This window comes from Pantoea sp. B_9 (genome assembly GCF_008632015.1).
GTDB classification, from domain to species: domain Bacteria; phylum Pseudomonadota; class Gammaproteobacteria; order Enterobacterales; family Enterobacteriaceae; genus Pantoea; species Pantoea dispersa.
In genome coordinates this window covers 1,030,344-1,049,365 of record NZ_VWVL01000001.1, presented here as the reverse complement: position 1 = coordinate 1,049,365, position 19,022 = coordinate 1,030,344, and the positions used below count along the sequence as shown (strand labels likewise).

The window sequence follows — 19,022 nt, the reverse complement described above, 5'->3', positions numbered from 1 at the left end:
TCGTTTACACAAGGTGACGATTCTCATTTTGTGGGTTTATGCGCAGCATTTACCGAATAATACGGCAGGCTAGTGGTAGCGGTTACATTTTTAGGGGAAGAAATCTGTCAGGTGCGTACTGTTACTGCCGGGCCGCCATGGATGGCGACCCGCTCATCAATGAAAACTAACGCAACGCCTCCTGCTGATAAGCATAGCCCGCCCCCTGTTTTACAAAACTCAGGCGGTGGGAGATGCACTGCGGCGCGTCCTCGGCGTGGTGGGACACAAACATCAGCTGGGTACGGCCTTCGCCGATCAGCACATCAACAAAGCGGCGCACCAGCTGGCGGTTAATGGGATCGAGCCCCTGCAGCGGCTCATCCAGAATTAACAGCGTCGGGTGCTTCACCAGCGCGCGCGCAATCAGCACCAGCCGCTGCTGGCCCCACGACAGGCTATGAAACGGCGCATCGGCCAGCGCATTGTCCATGCCAAGCAGCGCCAGCCACTGGCGCGCCAGCGCTTTCTGCCGATCCGATACCGCCTGATAAAGACCGATCGAATCAAAAAAGCCCGAGAGGATCACCGTACGCACATTACAGCTGACGCGGTAATCCAGATGCAGGCTGCTGCTGACGTAACCGATATGCTGCTTGATGTCCCAGATGGTTTCACCGCTGCCGCGCCGAATACCAAACAACGTTAAATCATTGCTGTAGCCCTGCGGATGATCGCCGGTGACCAGGCTGAGCAGGGTCGATTTACCCGCGCCGTTGGGGCCGATAATCTGCCAGTGCTCGCCGGGATTGACCTGCCAGTTCAGGCCGTCGATCACCGCGTGATCGTTATACGACACCACGCCGTTGCGCAGGATAACGCGCGGCGCATCTGCCGCCAGCTGCGGCAGCTGATCCGGCTGGTCCGGCTCCGGCAGCGCCATGCCCTGCAGGCGTTCGCTGTGCGCCAGCTGCGCCACCAGCGCTTCGGCGAGAATCGCCTGGCGCGCGCCCACGTGCGTCAGCGTGCACTCCGCCAGCACGCCGACCTGCTGGACAAAATCCGGGATATCGTCAAAGCGGTTCAGCACCAGCACCACGGTGTAGCCGTCGCGATGCAGCTGATGCAGCGTATCGGCAAGGCTGGCGCGCGATGCCACATCCAGACCATCAAAAGGTTCGTCGAGGATCAGCAAATCCGGCTGCGCCATCAGCGCCTGACACAGCAGCGTTTTGCGCGTTTCGCCGGTGGAAAGGTATTTGAAGCGGCGAGTCAGTAAAGCGCTGATGCCAAACTGCTGGGCCAGCGCCTGCGCCCGCGCCTCATCCTTTACTTCATCCTGAATGATCTCCAGCGCGGTGCGGCCGGTGTCATCTTCGCCTTCACTCAGCAGATCGGTGTTGTTGCGCTCCCACTCCTGCGTCACCAGCTGTTGCAGCTGCTCCAGCGACAGACGGGTGCGGCGCTGAAAATCCTGCCGCAGCTCGCCCTTTGCCGCCGTCAGCTCGCCGGACAGCGCGCGCGCCAGCGAAGATTTACCGCTGCCGTTGGCACCGACAAAGGCCCAGCTTTCGCCGCTGTGCAGGGTTAAGTCCGGCAGGGTCAGGGTACGGCTATCGCTCAGGTGAAATATGCCTTGCGAAATTTGCAATGAGGCCATGATTTGTTCCGTTTTCTGCATCAAGTCGCTCAGTTGTAGCGAGCCAGCGAAATGAAGTCAAATCATGGCGGCCAGATCAGAGCAGTGTGGCGATGATGGCGTGTTCTGCATTAAAACAGGCGGTCACGGCGCTGCCGGGCTGCAGATTATGCTGGCGAAGCGCCTGGCTGGGAATGGTGGCGCACAGCATTTCACCGCCCGCCAGCGCAATCAGCACTTCACTCTGCGTTTCGCCGGGTTCGATGGTGTGGACAACGCCCGGCAGCTGATTATCGCCCTCGGCAGCGTCAGGCGTCAGGCGGATCCACGGCGCTTTGATCAGCACCAGCACCTCTTTACCGCAGTCGAGCTGCAGCCGCTCCGCGCTGCGTTCGGTCAGAGCCACCTGCAGGCGCGTCACGCCGTCGTTCAGCAGTACCTCAACGTGCTGTTGCACCTGCTGACGATCGCGCGCCTGCACCGTGCCAAACAGCTGGTTGCGCGCGCTGGTTTGCAGGGAAAAGCGGGCGATCGCCGCCAGCAGGCTGTCGAGCGGCAGGCTGTCGTTTTGCAGCACGTCAAAGGCTTTTTGCTGGATCTGCTCCATCAGCTGAAACAGCTGGATCAATCGCTCGCCGTAGCGCGTCAGCCTGGCACCGCCGCCGCCTTTGCCGCCGGTCGCGCGTTCGACCAGCGTCTGATCCGCCAGCTGATTCATCTCATTGATGGCGTCCCAGGCGCTTTTATAGCTGATGCCCGCCAGTCTGGCGCCCTGGCTGATGGAGCCGGTTTCCTGCACGCGCCTGAGCAGCTCGATACGGCGCGGATCGGCAAACAGTTTCTGCTGAAGACGAATGTGAAGAGAGAGTTCTGCCTGCATGTCAGCTCCTTAGGTGAATGCGCCAATTGTAAGGCCTAAAGTAAAAGCACGAAAAGGGCAGTGCCTTTTTTTCTCCAGCCGTTACAATCACTTTTTTACTCTTTGCGCGAGGTTTCCATGCTGGAACTGTTAAAAAGCCTGGCGGTCGCCATCATCATGGTGCCCATCGTGATGGCGATTATGCTGGGTCTGATTTACGGCCTGGGTGAAGTCTTTAACGTCATCTCTAAATTTGGCCGCCGCGACGACCGTCCCGCCAATAGCTCACACCACTGATTTTTAACGCCCGCACGCTGCGGGCGTTTTGCCCTTAACTTCCCACCGTTTTTGCCGATATAAAGCTCATGACAGCTTTCAGGCTCGCGTTGTATTATCAACTATATAACGTAACCTGGAGCTCTCTATGCAAAATACGCTTTATCACTGGGCGGCGGCAGCCGTGGTCACCGTGTCGCTGTCGGGTCAGGCGCTGGCGGCGGAGAAAATTACTGTGTTCGCAGCGGCCTCGCTGACCAACGCGATGCAGCAGATTGCCACGCAATATCAGCAAAAAAGCGGCGTTGAAGTGGTATCCTCGTTCGCTTCCTCGTCGACGCTGGCGCGGCAAATCGAGCAGGGCGCCCCGGCGGATCTGTTTATCTCTGCCGATCAGCAGTGGATGGACGATGCGGTGGCGAAAAACAGCGTGATCGGCAGTACGCGTCACACGCTGCTGGGCAACGATCTGGTGCTGGTGGCGGCAAAAAGCGCTAACGCGCAGCCGGTGACCATCAATGCGCAGACCCAATGGCAGAACCTGCTTAAGGGCGAGCGTTTGGCGGTGGGCGATCCGGATCACGTGCCGGCAGGCATTTATGCCAAAGAAGCGCTGCAAAAGCTGGGCGCGTGGGACACGCTGGCTTCACGGCTCGCACCGGCTAACAACGTGCGTGCCGCGCTGGCGCTGGTGGAGCGACGCGAAACGCCATATGGCATCGTGTACGGTTCCGACGCGGTAGCCAGTGATAAGGTGCAGGTAGTCGGACGCTTCCCTGAAGCGAGTCACAAACCCGTAGAGTACCCGATGGCGGTGGTCAGCGATCACCAGAACGCAGCGGTGCAGGCCTTCTATGACTATCTGCAGGGGCCGGATGCCGCTGCCGTGTTTAAACAGTATGGATTTACGCCGAAGAGATGATACTGAGCGATCCCGAATGGCAGGCCGTGTTTCTCAGCCTGAAAGTTTCCTGCGTGGCGGTGCTGTGCAGCCTGCCGTTTGGCATCCTGATGGCCTGGATTCTGGCGCGCTGTCGCTTTCCCGGCAAAACCCTGCTCGATAGCCTGATTCACCTGCCGCTGGTGCTGCCGCCGGTGGTGGTGGGCTATTTGTTGCTGCTGACGCTGGGCCGGCGCGGCCTGATTGGCAACTGGCTGTACGACTGGTTCGGCGTGACCTTCGCCTTCAGCTGGCGCGGTGCGGTGCTGGCCTCGGCGGTGATGGCGTTTCCGCTGATGGTGCGCGCCATTCGTCTGGCGCTGGAAGCGGTAGACAGCCGGCTGGAGCAGGCGGCGCGGACCTTAGGCGCGGGCCGCTGGCGGGTGTTTTTCACCATCACGCTGCCGCTGACTTTTCCGGGCATCATCGTGGGCACCGTGCTGGCGTTTGCCCGCTCGCTCGGTGAGTTTGGTGCCACCATTACCTTTGTCTCCAACATTCCCGGCGAAACCCGCACCATCCCGTCAGCCATGTTTACCCTGATTGAAACGCCCGGCGCGGAAGGCACCGCGGCGCGGCTGTGCGCGGTGGCGATTGCGCTGGCGCTGCTGTCGCTGGTGGCCTCGGAGCTGCTGGCGCGCTGGGGCCGCAAGCGGCTGGGAGCGGCCTGATGCTGAAAATCAACATTGCGCAACAGCTCGGTGAGCATCAGCTCAACGTCGATGTGGAGATTCCGGCCAGCGGCATCACCGCGATCTTTGGCGTGTCCGGTGCAGGAAAAACCTCATTAATCAATGCCATCAGCGGTCTGACGCAGCCGCAGAGCGGCCAGATTGCGCTTAACGATCGTCTGTTGTTTGACCGCGACAGCGGCATCAATCTGCCGCCGGAAAAACGCCGCATCGGCTACGTGTTTCAGGATGCGCGCCTGTTTCCCCATTATCGCGTGCGCGGCAATCTGCAGTATGGCATGGCGCCTAAAATGAAGGCGCAGTTCGGGGCGCTGGTGACGCTGCTGGGACTGGATGCGCTGCTGGATCGCTATCCGGCCTCGCTGTCGGGGGGGGAAAAGCAGCGCGTGGCGATGGGCCGGGCGCTGCTGAGCGCGCCGGATATCCTGCTGATGGACGAACCGCTGGCGTCGCTCGATCTGCCACGCAAGCGCGAGCTGATGCCCTATTTGCAGAAGCTGGCGAAGCAGGTGGAGATTCCGCTGCTGTACGTGAGCCACAGCCTGGAGGAGATTGTCCAGCTGGCGAATCAGGTGCTGGTGCTGGATAACGGTAACGTCAAAGCCTTCGGCACGCTGGAAAAAGTGTGGGGCAGCAGCGCGATGCGGCCCTGGCTGCCGGCGGCCGAGCGCAGCAGCGTGCTGCGCGTGCAGGTGCTGGAGCAGCATCCGGATTACCCGATGACCGCGCTGTCGCTTGGCGATCAGCACATCTGGGTCAGCCGGGTGAATCAGCCGGTGAAAAGCGTACTGCGCATCCGTATCGCCTCGGCGGACGTGTCGCTGGCGCTGCAGCCGCCGCAAAATACCTCGATCCGCAATATCTTACCGGCGCAGGTGGTGGAGCTGCTGGAGCTGGACGACCAGGTCGAAGTGAAACTGCGCATCGGCGTCAGCGAGCTGTGGGCGCGCATTTCACCGTGGGCGCGCGACGAACTGAATATCCGGCCCGATCAGTGGCTGTATGCGCAAATCAAGAGCGTGTCGATTACCGCGTAACACAAACCGGACGACAGCGCGGTACGTCCGGTCTGCGGATCAGCGCGTTTTTTCGCGCTTTTTTCCGGCCAACCTGACTGATGCCTTGTGCCGCGACCAGCCTGGCATTACAGCACTTCCTGGTAGATCACCTGCGCAATGCCCGGCTCAAGGTTGGTGCCGATCACTTTGCGCGCGCGTGCTTTGATGGCGTCATCGGCATTGCCCATCGCCACGCCGAGCCCGGCCTGCTCCAGCATGCTGAGATCGTTGTAATTGTCGCCAAACGCCAGCACGTCCTGCATGCTCAGACCCTGGCTCGCCACCCACTGCGCCAGGCGTTTGCCTTTGCTGTTGCCGGCCTGAGCGATGTCGACCTGATCGTGCCACGACCATTCACACGCCAGACCCAGCTCGCGTTCGGTGCGTTCGGCAAATTGCTGCAGCGCGCGGGTATCCGGATGCGACAGGGCAAATTTCCAGATCGACTGCGCGTCGTGCGCCGCCTGCGCCAGACTCGGCACCTGCACAAACAGCGGGCGCTGCGCTTCCGGCAGCGACTGCGCCCAGTTGAGGGTGCGCGTCACATGGCCGGTCGCTTCCTGGTACAGCATCGCATCATCGACATACAGCAGACCGTGAATATTCTCCTGATCGAGCATCTCAATCACCCGCGCCGCCTGACTTTTCTCCAGCGGATCGGCAGCCAGCACCCGTTGCGCCTGGTAATCGTACAGGTACGTGCCGTTACAGCAGATGGCGGGCGTTGTCAGCTGCAGCGCCTGATAAAACGGGTGAATCGCGCAGTGATGGCGACCGGTGACGATCAGCACCTGAACGCCAGCCTGTTGCGCGCGGGCTAAGGCTTCAAGGGATTCTGGCAGGATGGTTTTGTTTGGGGTCAGCAGGGTGCCGTCGAGGTCAAGGGCGATTACGCGGTAGCTCATTACACTTTCCGTCCGGAGTTAGCAAAGCATTAAGTCTACACCCGCCAGCGGCCCTGAGACAAAAAGCAGGGCACAAATCAGCCCAGCGCGCGGCGGTGAAACGCGCTACAGTTACTGTTTTTCATCAGGCAGCGAATAAGGAAAACGCATGAAACAAGTCGTGTATACCGCCAGTCCCGAGAGCCAGCAGATCCACGCCTGGCAGATGCAGGAAGATGGCGCACTGACGTTATTGCAGGTCACGGATGTGGCCGGCCAGGTGCAGCCGATGGTGGTGAGCCCGAAGAAAGATTTTCTCTATGTCGGCGTGCGTCCGAATTTTCGCGTACTGGCATACCGCATTGCGGCCGACGGTACGTTAAGCCTGGCCGGTGAAGCGCCGCTGCCGGGCAGCCCGACTCACATTTCTACCGACCGCCAGGGCAACTATCTGTTTTGCGGCTCCTATAACGATGCCTGCGTCAGCATCAGCCCGATTGGCAGCGACGGCCTGCCGCAGGCGCCGCTGCAGGTGATTAACGGGCTGGAGGGCTGCCATTCGGCGAATATCGATCTCAGCAACCAGACGCTGTTTGTGCCGGCGCTGAAACAGGATCGTATCTGCCTGTATCAGCTGCAGGCGGACGGCACGCTGGCACCGCGCGCGCAGCCGCAGGTGACCACCGTAGAAGGGGCCGGCCCGCGTCATATGGCGTTCCACCCGAACGGCGCTTATGGCTATGTGGTTAACGAACTGGACAGCACCGTCGACGTCTGGGCGCTGAACAATGTTAACGGCCAGGTCGAGCGCGTGCAGAGTCTTGATATCATGCCACCGGGCTTCAGCGACACACGCTGGGCAGCGGATATCCATATCACCCCGGACGGTCGCTTCCTGTATGCCTGTGACCGCACCAGCAGCACGCTGACCGTGTTCAGTATCAGTGAGGACGGCTCGGTGCTGACGATTGAAGGTTATCAGCCGACCGAAACTCAGCCGCGTGGCTTTAACATTGATGGCAGCGGTCAGTATCTGGTAGCGGCGGGGCAGAAATCGCATCACATTGAAGTCTATCGCATTGGCGATCGTGGCCTGCTGCAACCGCTGGCGCGTTACGCCGTGGGTCAGGGGCCGATGTGGGTAGTGATTCACGCGCTGGACTGAGGAACGCTCCTGAGTCATGCAGGGTCGCCATCTACGGCGACCTCTGCCGGGGTGCGCAGCGATGCGCACCTTATGTAATCAGGCGTATTTCACCGTGATCGATGCGCTGGCCAGCGCATGGAAGTGCACGTTGAAGCCGACCATCGCGCCGCTGGCACCTTCGTCCACCTCAATTTTCTCCACGTCCAGCGCATGCACCGTAAAGATGTAGCGATGCGATTCGCCCTGCGGCGGCGCTGCGCCACCGTAACCGCTCTGGCCGAAATCGGTGCGCGTCTGAATGGCACCCTCCGGCAGTTCCGCCACGCCGGAACCGGCGCCCTGTGACAGCACGGTCACCTCAGCCGGAATATTGGCGACCACCCAGTGCCACCAGCCGGAGCCGGTCGGGGCATCAGGATCGTAGCAGGTCACCACAAAGCTTTTGGTGCCGGCCGGCACTTCATCCCATGCCAGGTGCGGCGACAGATTATCGCCCTGGTAACCCATGCCGTTAAACACGTGGCGCTCGGGCATTTTATCGCCATCGTTAAAATCCTGGCTCACTACGCGCATAATCTCTCCTTTCCTGTTGTGTACTGCTCTCCATGATGGTGGAAAATGGCGGCGAGTGCCAGCGGTGTCAGGGCTGAAAGTGGCCGTCCACCGCCAGTGCAGCGCTTAGCGCCGCCGTCAGCTGCGTCAGCTGTGCGGCAGAAATCAGATAAGGTGGCATCAGGTAAATCAGCTTACCGAACGGGCGAATCCATACGCCGCGTTCCACGAAGAACTGCTGCAGCGCCGCCATGTTCACCGGCTGATGGGTCTCAATCACGCCAATCGCCCCCAGCACGCGCGCATCCGCCACCATCGGATGGTCGCGCAGCGGCAGCAGTTCCGTTCGCAGCTGCTGTTCAATCGCCGCCACCTGCGCCGGCCAGTGCCCTTCGTTGATTAGCTTCAGGCTTTCGACCGCCACCGCACAGGCCAGCGGATTGCCCATAAACGTCGGACCATGCATAAAGCAGCCCGCCGCGCTGCGGCTGATGGTATCGGCGACGTCGCGCGTGGTCAGGGTGGCGGAGAGCGTCAGGGTGCCGCCGGTCAGCGCCTTGCCGAGGCACAAAATGTCCGGCGTGATGCCGGCGTGCTCGCAGGCAAACAGCTTGCCGCTGCGGCCGAAGCCGGTGGCGATCTCATCGGCGATCAGCAACAAACCGTAGCGATCGCACAGCGCCCGCACCTGTTGCAGATAGCGTGGATGGTAGAAACGCATGCCGCCGGCACCCTGCACGATAGGTTCCAGAATTACCGCTGCGATACTGCGATGGTGCTGCTCAATCAGCCGGGCGAAATCGGCAATATCGTTGTCATCCCAGTCATCGTCAAAGCCACACTGCGGCGCGCGGGCGAACAGATGCTCGGGCAGGTAGCCGCGCCACAGGCTGTGCATCGAGTTTTCCGGATCACAGACCGACATGGCGGCAAACGTATCGCCGTGATAACCGCGCTGCAGCGTGAGGAATTTCTGCCGCGTCTCTCCGCGACCCAGCCAGTACTGCAGCGCCATTTTCATCGACACTTCGACGGCGATCGAGCCGGAATCGGCGAGGAACACGCACTCCAGCGCCTCGGGCGTCATGGCGATCAGCTGGCGGCTCAGCTCCACGGCTGGCGGATGGGTGATGCCGCCGAACATCACGTGTGACATCTGCGCCATCTGCTGCTGCAACGCCTGATTGAGACGCGGATGGTTATAGCCGTGGATCGCTGCCCACCACGACGACATGCCGTCGACCAGCTCACGTCCATCGGCCAACTGCAGCGTGCAGCCGTGCGCGGCCACCACCGGGTAGCACGGCAGCGGATCGCGCATTGAGGTGTAAGGATGCCAGATATGCTGGCGGTCAAAGCGAAGGTCGTCCTGTGTGAACATCTGTCTTGTAAACCATTTTGAAAAGATTTAGTTTACAAGTATAACCACGTTAATCGTCAGGATGAACCCCCTTTTTTGGAGTAAGCAATGGCTAATCGCTGGACACTGGCTCAGGCTCAGGCGCTATTTGATAAACCTTTTCTCGAGCTGATGTTTGAAGCACAGCAGGTGCACCGCCAGCACTTCGACCCGCGTCAGGTGCAGGTCAGCACGCTGCTGTCGATCAAAACCGGCGCCTGTCCGGAAGACTGTAAATACTGTCCGCAGAGCGCGCGTTACAAAACCGGGCTGGAAACCGAGCGCCTGATGGAGGTGGAAGCGGTGCTGGAATCGGCGCGCAAGGCCAAAGCAGCGGGCTCCAGCCGCTTCTGCATGGGCGCGGCGTGGAAAAATCCGCATGAGCGCGACATGCCGTACCTTGAGCAGATGGTGCAGGGCGTGAAAGCCATGGGCATGGAAACCTGCATGACGCTGGGAACGCTCGACCACGATCAGGCGCAGCGGCTGGCCAGCGCCGGGCTCGATTTTTACAACCATAACCTCGACACCTCGCCGGAGTTTTACGGCAGCATCATCACCACCCGTACCTATCAGGAGCGTCTTGATACGCTGGATAAAGTGCGCAACGCCGGCATCAAAGTGTGTTCAGGCGGCATTGTCGGGCTGGGCGAAACGGTTAACGACCGCGCCGGATTGCTGGTGCAGCTGGCCAACCTGCCCACGCCGCCGGAGAGCGTGCCGATTAACATGCTGGTGAAAGTCAAAGGCACGCCGCTGGCGGATAACGATGACGTCGAGCCGTTCGACTTTATCCGCACCATTGCCGTGGCGCGCATCATGATGCCAACCTCGCACGTGCGCCTGTCGGCCGGTCGCGAGCAGATGAGCGAACAGACCCAGGCGATGTGCTTCATGGCGGGTGCCAACTCGATTTTCTACGGCTGCAAGCTGCTGACCACGCCGAACCCGGAAGAGGACAAAGATCTGATCCTGTTCCGCAAGCTGGGCCTGAATCCGGAGCACACCGCAACGAATGCGGGCGATAACGAACAGCAGCACCAGCTCAGCGAGCAGTTGCTGCACGCCGACAGCGCGCAGTTCTATAACGCGGCCGTGTAAATGTGGTCTGAACGTATTGCGCAGGCGCTGACGGCGCAGCGTGCCGCCGACAGCTGGCGGCAGCGGCGGCGCATTGAGCACAACAGCGTGCGTGAAATTACCCTCGACGGGCAGCGCTATCGCCACTTTTCCAGTAATGATTACCTCGGCCTGAGCCAGCATCCGGCGGTGATGGCCGCCTGGCAGCAGGGTGTGCGCGAGGCGGGCGTCGGTGCCGGGGCTTCCGGCCACGTCACCGGCTACAGCCGTCACCATGCGCAGCTGGAGCAGCAGCTGGCGTCCTGGCTCGGCTACCCGCGCGCGCTGCTGTTTATCTCCGGCTTTGCCGCCAACCAGGCAGTGATCCATCTGCTGGCGCAAAAGTCGGATCGCATTATCGCTGACAAACTGGCGCACGCCTCGCTGCTGGATGCCGCCAGCCACAGTCCGGCAACGCTGCGCCGTTTTGCCCACAACCAGCCGGCCAGCCTGGCGAAGCTGCTGGCGACGCGCGCGGAAGGCGGTACGCTGGTGGTGACCGAGGGCGTATTCAGCATGGATGGCGACAGTGCGCCGCTGGCTGAACTTGCCGCCGAAACCCGGCGCGCGGGCGGCTGGCTGCTGGTGGACGATGCGCACGGCATTGGCGTCACCGGTGAGCAGGGGCGCGGCAGCTGCTGGCAGCAGCAGGTGAAACCGGAATTGCTGGTGGTGACCTTTGGTAAAGGCTTTGGCGTCAGCGGCGCCGCGCTGCTGTGTGATGACGCCACCGCAGATTACGTCGAGCAGTTCTCGCGCCATTTAATCTATTCCACCGCCATGCCGCCGGCGCAGTGCTGTGCGCTGCTGGCGGCGCTGCAGCAGATCCAGCAGGGCGACGCGCTGCGCGCGCGGTTGCAGCAAAATATTGCCCGCTTTCGCGCGGGCGCGGCGCAGTTGCCGTGGCAGCTGATGGCCTCTGACAGCGCCATTCAGCCGCTGATCGTTGGCGAAAACCGTGCCGCGCTGGCGCTGTCACAACGGCTGGCGCAGGCCGGTTGCTGGGTGAGCGCGATCCGGCCACCAACGGTGCCGCCGGGTACCGCGCGGCTGCGCATTACGCTCACCGCCGCGCATCATCCCGAAGATATCGACGCGTTGCTGGAGGCACTGTATGACGCTGCAGGTGAATAAACAGGCGGTGGCGCAGGCGTTTGGCCGGGCGGCCGCGCACTACGAACAGCATGCTCAGCTGCAGCGCCAGAGCGGCGAGGCGCTGCTGGCGCTGGCGCCGGCCGGATTTGGCCCGCAGCTGCTGGATGCCGGCTGCGGCACCGGCTGGTTCAGCCGCTACTGGCGCGATCGCGGTCGCCAGGTCTGCGCGCTGGATCTGTCACCGGCGATGCTGCAGGCGGCACGCGAACAGCACTCGGCGCACGACTATTTACAGGGCGATATCGACCAGTTACCGCTGGCAGATAACAGCGTCGACGGCGTCTGGAGCAACCTGGCGGTGCAGTGGAGCAGCGATCTGCGCACCGCGCTGCTGCAGTTTCTGCGCGTGACGCGCCCGGGCGGCAGCGTGCTGTTTTCGACGCTGCTCGACGGCTCGCTGCAGGAGGTGCACCAGGCGTGGGCGCAGATCGATGGTCGGCGTCACGCCAATCGCTTCCTCAGCGGCGATGCCTTTGCCCTGGCGACCGCGGGCCTGCCGCTGCGCAGCCAGACGCAGATCGTCACGCTGCACTTCCCAAGCGCGCTCAGCGCCATGCGCTCGCTGAAAGGCATCGGCGCAACGCATCTGCACGATGGGCGACACGCGGCTCTGCTGACGCGCCCGCAGCTGGCGCAGCTGGAGCAGCACTGGCCGCAGGATGCGCACGGCTATCGTCTCAGTTATCACCTGATGTATGGAGTTTTACAAAAATGACACGCTGGTTTATTACCGGAACTGACACCGAAGTGGGCAAAACAGTCGCCAGCGGCGCTCTGTTGCAGGCGGCCAGCGCTGCGGGATTACGCACTGCTGGCTACAAACCGGTGGCCTCCGGCTGCGAGATTACGCCCGACGGCGTGCGCAACAGCGACGCGCTGGCGCTGCAGCGCTACAGCAGCCTGGCGCTGAGCTATGAGCAGGTAAACCCGCTGGCGTTCATCGAACCGACGTCGCCGCATATCGTCAGCGCGGAAGAGGGCAGACCGATTGAATTTGCGCAGCTCTCCGCTGGCTTACGCGCGCTGGAACAGCAGGCTGAATGGGTGCTGGTGGAAGGCGCGGGCGGCTGGTTCACGCCGCTGTCCGCGACGCAAACTTATGCCGACTGGGTCGCCGCCGAGCAACTGCCGGTGATTCTGGTGGTCGGCGTGAAGCTCGGCTGCATCAACCACGCCATGCTGACGGCGGAAGCGGTGAAGGCGCGCGGGTTGCGCCTCGCCGGCTGGATTGCCAATGACATCCAGCCGCCGGGTAAGCGACATGCGGAATATCTGGCAACGCTGCAACAGCGCATTGCGGCCCCGTTCCTCGGTGAGATTCCGTGGCTGAGCAGCGCGGCGCAGCAGGCCGACTGTGGCCGTTACCTTACCCTGCCACAGTAAATGGCGCGGCGGCGCAGCACCCTGCGCCGCACGCTACCGACGCTAGGTGGCCGTTAACCACTTACTCACCGTTACATCATCCAGCTGCGCCACGCTGCCCTGCGCCACGTTGCGGCCGCGATGCAGCAGCAGAAAATAGTCCGCCACGCGGCGAATGAACGACACATGCTGTTCCAGCAGCAGAATCGTCAGGCCATAGTCGCGGTTCAGGCGGCGAATCAGATTCCCCATCTCCTCCTCCAGCCACGGCGACATGCCTTCGGTGGGTTCATCCAGGATCAGCAGTTTCGGCTGCAGCACCAGCGCGCGCGCCAGGGCCAGCTGCTGCTGCTGATCCATCGGCAGTTCGCCGCTGCGCTGATGACGCAGCGAGTAGAGCGCCGGAAACAGATCAAACACCATCTCGGGAATGGCGCGGCTGCGATCGTCCTGTGCCGCCATCAGCGCAATCAGCAGGTTATCTTCCACGCTCATCTGGGAAAAGATGTGGCGTCCCTGTGGTACGTAGCCGATGCCCATGCGCGCGCGTTGCTCAGCAGGCTGCAGCAGCAGGTTTTCCGGCGGCGCGCCGTCTTCCTGCCAGGTCATCGATCCACTATTAATGGGCAGGCGACCCATAATACAGTTCACCAGCGTGGTTTTGCCCATCCCCGGGCTGCCCAGCACGCCGGTGCAGGTGCCTGGCGGCAGATCGAGATCCACATCCCATAAAATATGGTTCTGACCGTAAAATTGATTCACCGAACGTAAACTCAGCATCTGACATTCTCCTTCCAGATTATTCGCCTGAATGCTCCCGCTCTGTGTCGTCTGGCATACAGTCATGCACAATGGCTATTGGGACACTGCTGTCGCCGGCGGCGCTTGTTCATCCTGCCGGCATGGACTCGTCACTCCACCGTTAATTCACTGCAATTCCCAGGCCAGATCCGCCAAAGCAGCCTCAACCGGGGAAAAAGGCAGCGAAACTCGCCATAATTGATGAGAAAAGCTTAACAATTGCCCACAGTAATAACTCGCCTGCACTTTGACGGTGCTGACTGCTTAACGTTTCTGGTGCATCTGTGCTGTCATAAGGCAGGGACTGAAGAAATAAGTGGCCTTAACGCTGGGCTTTTTCCCGTTACGGCACGATGGGGTACGCCAAAAGAATAGTTAAAGCCGCACGGGATGATGGAAAAATAATCGCAAAAAAAATTTTTTCGCACGGCAGGATAAGCGAGGGGAAAATTATACACAGCCGATGGACGTGGGGCTGGATTCAGTTATCCACTATTCCTGTGGATAACCTTGTGCATTAGCGACTGAAAACCGGGCGCAAGCGAGGAAATACGCGGGTTGCATACATAATGCTGCGAAACTGGGCTTTTGAGCCAATCTCTTTTAAATCAGCAGGTTATTTAAAAGCAAGCCTGAGAATTGTCTGGCTTGTCATCAGACTGCAATTTAATGACGCTCTATTGACAATTGTTAAAAGCGTTGCTCGTCTGGGGATAACCTTGCGCAACAAACGCTTCCGGATTACCGCATAAATTACGCTGAAGCGAATCGCGGCATCTCCCCATCATCGTGCAGCATATCTGTAATTATATCCAGTATTTTTTTCTGGCAAAATCGCCATAGCAGAGTAGAATTACCAGCCTGCCCGCCGACTTCTTCAGCAGGAACCGTAATACCATGAGTAAAGCCTTTAAACTCAACTCCGCTTTCAAACCTTCAGGCGATCAGCCTGAGGCGATTCGTCGCCTTGAAGAAGGGCTGGAGGATGGACTGGCGCACCAGACGCTGCTGGGGGTTACCGGTTCAGGAAAAACCTTTACTATCGCCAACGTCATTGCCGATCTCAACCGGCCGACCATGGTAATGGCACCGAATAAAACGCTGGCGGCACAGCTGTATGGCGAGATGAAAGAGTTCTTTCCGGATAATGCCGTTGAGTTCTTCGTCTCCTACTACGACTACTATCAGCCGGAAGCCTACGTGCCCAGTTCGGATACCTTCATCGAGAAAGATGCGGCGGTAAACGAGCACATCGAGCAGATGCGTCTCTCTGCCACCAAAGCGATGCTGGAGCGCCGCGACGTGATTGTGGTGGCGTCGGTTTCTGCCATCTACGGCCTGGGCGATCCCGATCTCTACCTGAAAATGATGCTGCATCTGACGCGCGGCATGATCATCGACCAGCGCAGCATCCTGCGCCGCCTCGCCGAACTGCAGTACACCCGCAACGACCAGGTTTTCCAGCGCGGCACCTTCCGCGTGCGCGGCGAAGTGATCGATATCTTCCCGGCGGAATCGGATGACATTGGTCTGCGTGTAGAGCTGTTTGATGAAGAGGTTGAGCGCCTGTCGCTGTTCGACCCGCTGACCGGCCAGGTGATCTCGGTGATTCCGCGCTTCACCATCTACCCGAAAACGCACTACGTGACGCCGCGCGAGCGTATTCTGCAGGCGATGGAAGAGATCAAGGATGAGCTGGCGGTGCGGCGCAAAGTGCTGCTGGAGAACAACAAACTGCTGGAAGAGCAGCGCATCACCCAGCGCACCCAGTTTGACCTCGAAATGATGAACGAACTCGGCTACTGCTCGGGCATTGAAAACTATTCGCGCTATCTCTCCGGGCGCGGACCGGGCGAGCCGCCGCCGACGCTGTTTGATTACCTGCCGGCGGATGGCCTGCTGGTGGTCGATGAATCCCACGTGACTATTCCGCAGATTGGCGGCATGTATCGCGGTGACCGCGCGCGTAAAGAGACACTGGTGGAGTACGGTTTCCGCCTGCCGTCGGCGCTGGACAACCGTCCGCTGCGCTTTGAAGAGTTTGAAGCGCTCGCACCGCAAACCATTTATGTCTCGGCCACGCCAGGTAACTACGAGCTGGAGAAATCGGGCGGCGACGTCATCGATCAGGTGGTGCGGCCTACCGGTCTGCTCGATCCGATTCTTGAGGTGCGTCCGGTGGCGACCCAGGTCGACGATCTGCTGTCGGAGATCCGCAAGCGCGTCGAAATCAACGAGCGCGTGCTGGTTACCACGCTGACCAAGCGCATGGCCGAAGACCTCACCGAGTATCTTGAAGAGCACGGCGAGAAGGTGCGCTATCTGCATTCCGACATTGATACCGTTGAGCGTATGGAGATCATACGCGATCTGCGCCTCGGAGAGTTTGACGTGCTGGTGGGGATCAACCTGCTGCGCGAAGGGCTGGATATGCCGGAAGTGTCGCTGGTGGCGATTCTGGACGCCGATAAAGAGGGCTTCCTGCGCTCCGAGCGCTCACTGATTCAGACCATCGGACGCGCGGCGCGTAACGTCAACGGCAGAGCGATTCTCTACGCAGATAAGATCACGCCGTCGATGGCGCGGGCGATGGAAGAGACCGAGCGCCGCCGCGAGAAGCAGCAGCGTTATAACGAAGAGCGGGGCATTGTGCCGCAGGGCCTGAACAAGAAAATCACCGATATTCTTGAGCTGGGCAAAAACGTGGTGAAAACGCGCGGTAAAGGTAAAACGGCTTCACGCACTGCCGCCGAGGCTGAGGCCAGCTATCTGGCGCTCACGCCACAGGCCATGCAGAAGAAGATCCACGAGCTGGAAGGTCAGATGCAGCAGCACGCGCAGAACCTGGAGTTCGAAGAGGCCGCGCGGGTGCGCGACCAGCTGCACGAGCTGCGTGAACTGTTTATCGCCGCCTCTTAATGTGAAGCCGGCGGTCACGTTGCGCGCCGGCTAAACCGCCTGAATGGCATGTTCCAGCGCGCGGCGCAGCAGCTGGCGGTCGTGACGATAGCGGATATCGGCGGCTTCCAGCGGTTCGCGCACGATCAACCGCTCAGTGACGCCGCGCGTGTCTGCTGACGGGCCGACCACTACAGCGTCAATCACCCGTTTGCCAATGGCTTTTTCCATCATCGCCAGCTTGTCGGCGACCGTCAGGCTGGCCGCCGCCGGACTCAGTTCGCGCCCGAGATTTCCGATGAACACCATGGTGGCGGGCGTCCGGCGCAGCGCGCGTGCCATCTCCTCCATCAGCAGAATCGGCATCAGGCTGGTGTAAAAACTGCCGGGACCAATCAGGATCAAATCGGCCTCGGCGACGGCGTCCAGCGCTTCACGCGTCGGCACCACATTGGGGTGCAGCATCAGCTCTTCCGGCGCCTGCTTCATTTCGTCAATCGCCGTTTCGCCGTACACCATATTACCTTCGCTATCCTGCGCGACCAGGTCCACCGGCTGCTCTGACATCGGAATCAGAAACGCATCCACCTTCAGCAGGTTGCGGATAATGTTGATGGCTTCCAGCGGACGCACGCTGAGGTGATCGAGCGCTTTCAGGATCAGATTGCCCAGATTATGCCCGGCCAGTTCGCCGTTGCCGGTAAAGCGATACTCGAACATGGCAGAGGCCACGCTGGGTTCGGTGATCAGCTGATTAATGCAGTTGCGCATGTCGCCCCAGGCAATGCCGCCTTCTGAACGGCGTATGCGGCCGGTGGATCCGCCGTTGTCGGTGGTGGTGACGATGCCGGTCAGGCGTGAGCCCAGCGGCGCCAGCGCCGACATCACGCGGCCAAGGCCGTGGCCGCCGCCGAGTGCCACCACGCGATCCAAATCTGCCAGGGTACGATTCATGCTGCTCCTTAAAACGCCGCACGTGCGGTGCAGACGGCGTTCAACTGATGTGTATCAATATCTGTCGCGCATTTTACCGTATCCTGTCGCGAAAATGCGGTGAAATAACGTTATGTATCAATATATATAGCGATAAATGCCGATGGATGCGAGCGTCAAATCGCGCTACCATTTGCTTTAACCGTGTTGTCCACAATGACAACAGACTCCCAAGCCTTGCGTTCCTAAGTCGTGTGATATGGATGCCTGGCCGCAGCCGCGAGCTGCCAGGGTGCAGAAAGAAATGACTGCATCTCCCGTACTTTGGAAAGGTGTTCAGGTGCCACAATTTACAGATGCCTATGCGCGCAGCTTTTATTATCTGCGCCTGTCGGTCACGGATGTGTGTAACTTCCGTTGTACCTACTGCCTGCCCGACGGCTACCGGCCGAACGGCGTGCACAACAAAAGTTTTCTCTCGCTGGATGAGATTCGTCGCGTGACGCGTGCCTTTGCGGCGGCGGGCACCGAAAAAGTGCGCCTGACCGGCGGCGAACCCTCGATGCGGCGCGACTTCACCGATATCATTGCCGCCGTGCGCGACAACGCGGCAATCCGCCAGATCGCCATGACCACCAATGGCTACCGCATGGCGCGCGACGTCGGCGCCTGGCGTGCGGCAGGCCTCACCCATATCAATGTCAGCGTCGACAGCCTCGACGCACGGCAGTTTCACGCCATTACCGGGCAGAACAAGTTCCATGAAGTCATGGCGGGGATTGATGCGGCCTTTGATGCCGGTTTCAGCACCGTCAAAGTCAACAGCGTGCTGATGCGCGACGTCAACAGCCACAGTCTGGAGACCTTTCTGGCGTGGATCCGCACCCGGCCGATTCAGCTGCGCTTTATCGAGCTGATGGAAACCGGCGAGGGCGGCGATCTGTTCCGCCTTCATCATGTGTCCGGCGAGGTGATCCGCGATCAGCTGATCATGCAGGGCTGGCAGCGCCAGCCGCGCGGCCGCAGTGATGGCCCGGCCCAGGTGTTCCGCCATCCGGATTATCAGGGGGAAGTTGGCCTGATCATGCCGTATGAAAAAGATTTCTGCGCCAGCTGTAATCGCCTGCGCGTATCGGCGATCGGTAACCTGCATCTGTGCCTGTTTGGCGACGGCGGCGTGCCGCTGCGCGATCTGCTGGCCTCCGACGATCAGCAGGCCGAGCTGCAGGCGCGCATCGCTCAGAGCCTCGGGCAGAAAAAGCAGACGCATTTCCTGCATCAGGGCAATACCGGCATCACGCAGAACCTCTCCTTCATTGGTGGCTAAAC

Annotated in this window: 18 protein-coding genes and 1 riboswitch; of the genes, 11 read left to right on the top strand and 7 right to left on the bottom strand. The window is 60.6% G+C overall.

Going from position 1 to position 19,022, the window contains the following annotated elements; translation table 11 throughout:
* Positions 1–166: 166 nt before the first annotated feature.
* Positions 167–1,639, bottom strand: a complete 1,473-nt coding sequence (gene modF / locus F3I21_RS04985) for a molybdate ABC transporter ATP-binding protein ModF (RefSeq protein ID WP_150058431.1) — start codon at positions 1,637–1,639, stop codon at positions 167–169.
* Between the two features lie 76 nt (positions 1,640–1,715).
* Positions 1,716–2,498, bottom strand: a complete 783-nt coding sequence (gene modE, locus F3I21_RS04980) for a molybdenum-dependent transcriptional regulator (RefSeq protein WP_150058430.1) — start codon at positions 2,496–2,498, stop codon at positions 1,716–1,718.
* 117 nt (positions 2,499–2,615) lie between these two features.
* On the opposite strand from modE, the gene F3I21_RS04975 reads away from it, so the two are divergent.
* The 4 genes from F3I21_RS04975 to modC all read left to right on the top strand — a co-directional run bounded on the left by F3I21_RS04975 (position 2,616) and on the right by modC (position 5,422).
* Positions 2,616–2,774: an AcrZ family multidrug efflux pump-associated protein gene (locus tag F3I21_RS04975; protein WP_021508511.1), complete on the top strand. Its 159-nt coding sequence runs from the start codon at positions 2,616–2,618 to the stop codon at positions 2,772–2,774.
* Between the two features lie 127 nt (positions 2,775–2,901).
* Positions 2,902–3,675 (top strand): molybdate ABC transporter substrate-binding protein, encoded by a 774-nt coding sequence (gene modA / locus F3I21_RS04970; protein WP_150058429.1) that lies wholly within the window; start codon positions 2,902–2,904, stop codon positions 3,673–3,675.
* Positions 3,672–4,364: a molybdate ABC transporter permease subunit gene (gene modB, locus F3I21_RS04965; protein WP_058757855.1), complete on the top strand. Its 693-nt coding sequence runs from the start codon at positions 3,672–3,674 to the stop codon at positions 4,362–4,364. Before modA ends, modB begins: the two co-directional genes overlap by 4 nt.
* Positions 4,364–5,422, top strand: coding sequence for a molybdenum ABC transporter ATP-binding protein ModC (modC, locus tag F3I21_RS04960; protein ID WP_150058428.1), 1,059 nt, complete (start codon positions 4,364–4,366; stop codon positions 5,420–5,422). The genes modB and modC overlap by 1 nt, the downstream gene beginning before the upstream one ends.
* Positions 5,423–5,529: 107 nt before the next feature.
* On the opposite strand, the gene F3I21_RS04955 is transcribed toward modC, so the two are convergent.
* The gene (locus tag F3I21_RS04955; protein ID WP_058757854.1) at positions 5,530–6,348 is read right to left on the bottom strand and encodes a pyridoxal phosphatase; all 819 of its coding nucleotides are present in this window, start codon (positions 6,346–6,348) and stop codon (positions 5,530–5,532) included.
* A gap of 148 nt (positions 6,349–6,496) precedes the next feature.
* Here F3I21_RS04955 and pgl point away from each other — a divergent pair, with 148 nt between their 5' ends.
* Complete coding sequence (gene pgl, locus F3I21_RS04950; protein WP_058781274.1) at positions 6,497–7,492, top strand: 6-phosphogluconolactonase; 996 nt, start codon at positions 6,497–6,499, stop codon at positions 7,490–7,492.
* A gap of 78 nt (positions 7,493–7,570) precedes the next feature.
* Here pgl and F3I21_RS04945 read toward each other — a convergent pair whose 3' ends face one another.
* Together F3I21_RS04945 and bioA are read right to left on the bottom strand one after the other, a co-directional pair.
* Complete coding sequence (locus tag F3I21_RS04945) at positions 7,571–8,047, bottom strand: kinase inhibitor (RefSeq protein WP_058781275.1); 477 nt, start codon at positions 8,045–8,047, stop codon at positions 7,571–7,573.
* 67 nt (positions 8,048–8,114) lie between these two features.
* Complete coding sequence (gene bioA / locus F3I21_RS04940) at positions 8,115–9,407, bottom strand: adenosylmethionine--8-amino-7-oxononanoate transaminase (protein WP_058769466.1); 1,293 nt, start codon at positions 9,405–9,407, stop codon at positions 8,115–8,117.
* Between the two features lie 87 nt (positions 9,408–9,494).
* Between bioA and bioB the strand changes: the two genes are divergently transcribed.
* The 4 genes from bioB to bioD are packed head-to-tail and all read left to right on the top strand — an operon-like array spanning position 9,495 to position 13,082.
* Positions 9,495–10,526: a biotin synthase BioB gene (bioB, locus tag F3I21_RS04935; RefSeq protein WP_150058427.1), complete on the top strand. Its 1,032-nt coding sequence runs from the start codon at positions 9,495–9,497 to the stop codon at positions 10,524–10,526.
* Entirely contained in the window at positions 10,527–11,678 is a 1,152-nt protein-coding gene (bioF, locus tag F3I21_RS04930; protein WP_150058426.1) for an 8-amino-7-oxononanoate synthase, read from the top strand.
* Complete coding sequence (gene bioC / locus F3I21_RS04925; RefSeq protein WP_058757848.1) at positions 11,659–12,414, top strand: malonyl-ACP O-methyltransferase BioC; 756 nt, start codon at positions 11,659–11,661, stop codon at positions 12,412–12,414. The genes bioF and bioC overlap by 20 nt, the downstream gene beginning before the upstream one ends.
* Complete coding sequence (gene bioD, locus F3I21_RS04920; protein WP_021508500.1) at positions 12,411–13,082, top strand: dethiobiotin synthase; 672 nt, start codon at positions 12,411–12,413, stop codon at positions 13,080–13,082. Before bioC ends, bioD begins: the two co-directional genes overlap by 4 nt.
* Positions 13,083–13,124: 42 nt before the next feature.
* Here the strand turns inward: bioD and F3I21_RS04915 are convergent, their stop codons facing one another.
* The gene (locus F3I21_RS04915; RefSeq protein WP_021508499.1) at positions 13,125–13,841 is read right to left on the bottom strand and encodes an ABC transporter ATP-binding protein; all 717 of its coding nucleotides are present in this window, start codon (positions 13,839–13,841) and stop codon (positions 13,125–13,127) included.
* A 918-nt stretch (positions 13,842–14,759) separates the two neighbouring features.
* Here F3I21_RS04915 and uvrB point away from each other — a divergent pair.
* Positions 14,760–16,781 carry an excinuclease ABC subunit UvrB gene (gene uvrB / locus F3I21_RS04910; protein WP_021508497.1) on the top strand — a complete coding sequence of 674 codons (2,022 nt, stop codon included), beginning with the start codon at positions 14,760–14,762 and terminating at the stop codon, positions 16,779–16,781.
* Positions 16,782–16,811: 30 nt separating this feature from the next.
* Here the strand turns inward: uvrB and yvcK are convergent, their stop codons facing one another.
* Positions 16,812–17,714, bottom strand: coding sequence for a uridine diphosphate-N-acetylglucosamine-binding protein YvcK (gene yvcK / locus F3I21_RS04905; RefSeq protein ID WP_021508496.1), 903 nt, complete (start codon positions 17,712–17,714; stop codon positions 16,812–16,814).
* Positions 17,715–17,908: 194 nt separating this feature from the next.
* Positions 17,909–18,045, top strand: a riboswitch (molybdenum cofactor riboswitch).
* On the opposite strand from yvcK, the gene moaA reads away from it, so the two are divergent.
* Positions 18,034–19,020, top strand: coding sequence for a GTP 3',8-cyclase MoaA (gene moaA / locus F3I21_RS04900; RefSeq protein ID WP_150058425.1), 987 nt, complete (start codon positions 18,034–18,036; stop codon positions 19,018–19,020). Its footprint overlaps the riboswitch before it by 12 nt.
* Positions 19,021–19,022 lie beyond the last annotated feature (2 nt).

Excerpts from the sequence above, each read along its gene's own strand:
- pgl (WP_058781274.1), top strand. The coding sequence starts at position 6,497 with ATGAAACAAGTCGTGTATACCGCCAGTCCCGAGAGCCAGCAGATCCAC.
- F3I21_RS04915 (WP_021508499.1), bottom strand. The coding sequence starts at position 13,841 with ATGCTGAGTTTACGTTCGGTGAATCAATTTTACGGTCAGAACCATATT.
- bioA (WP_058769466.1), bottom strand. The coding sequence starts at position 9,407 with ATGTTCACACAGGACGACCTTCGCTTTGACCGCCAGCATATCTGGCAT.
- bioD (WP_021508500.1), top strand. The coding sequence starts at position 12,411 with ATGACACGCTGGTTTATTACCGGAACTGACACCGAAGTGGGCAAAACA.
- modA (WP_150058429.1), top strand. The coding sequence starts at position 2,902 with ATGCAAAATACGCTTTATCACTGGGCGGCGGCAGCCGTGGTCACCGTG.
- bioC (WP_058757848.1), top strand. The coding sequence starts at position 11,659 with ATGACGCTGCAGGTGAATAAACAGGCGGTGGCGCAGGCGTTTGGCCGG.
- yvcK (WP_021508496.1), bottom strand. The coding sequence starts at position 17,714 with ATGAATCGTACCCTGGCAGATTTGGATCGCGTGGTGGCACTCGGCGGC.
- F3I21_RS04955 (WP_058757854.1), bottom strand. The coding sequence starts at position 6,348 with ATGAGCTACCGCGTAATCGCCCTTGACCTCGACGGCACCCTGCTGACC.
- bioB (WP_150058427.1), top strand. The coding sequence starts at position 9,495 with ATGGCTAATCGCTGGACACTGGCTCAGGCTCAGGCGCTATTTGATAAA.
- uvrB (WP_021508497.1), top strand. The coding sequence starts at position 14,760 with ATGAGTAAAGCCTTTAAACTCAACTCCGCTTTCAAACCTTCAGGCGAT.
- modE (WP_150058430.1), bottom strand. The coding sequence starts at position 2,498 with ATGCAGGCAGAACTCTCTCTTCACATTCGTCTTCAGCAGAAACTGTTT.
- F3I21_RS04975 (WP_021508511.1), top strand. The coding sequence starts at position 2,616 with ATGCTGGAACTGTTAAAAAGCCTGGCGGTCGCCATCATCATGGTGCCC.
- bioF (WP_150058426.1), top strand. The coding sequence starts at position 10,527 with ATGTGGTCTGAACGTATTGCGCAGGCGCTGACGGCGCAGCGTGCCGCC.
- modC (WP_150058428.1), top strand. The coding sequence starts at position 4,364 with ATGCTGAAAATCAACATTGCGCAACAGCTCGGTGAGCATCAGCTCAAC.
- modB (WP_058757855.1), top strand. The coding sequence starts at position 3,672 with ATGATACTGAGCGATCCCGAATGGCAGGCCGTGTTTCTCAGCCTGAAA.
- F3I21_RS04945 (WP_058781275.1), bottom strand. The coding sequence starts at position 8,047 with ATGCGCGTAGTGAGCCAGGATTTTAACGATGGCGATAAAATGCCCGAG.
- modF (WP_150058431.1), bottom strand. The coding sequence starts at position 1,639 with ATGGCCTCATTGCAAATTTCGCAAGGCATATTTCACCTGAGCGATAGC.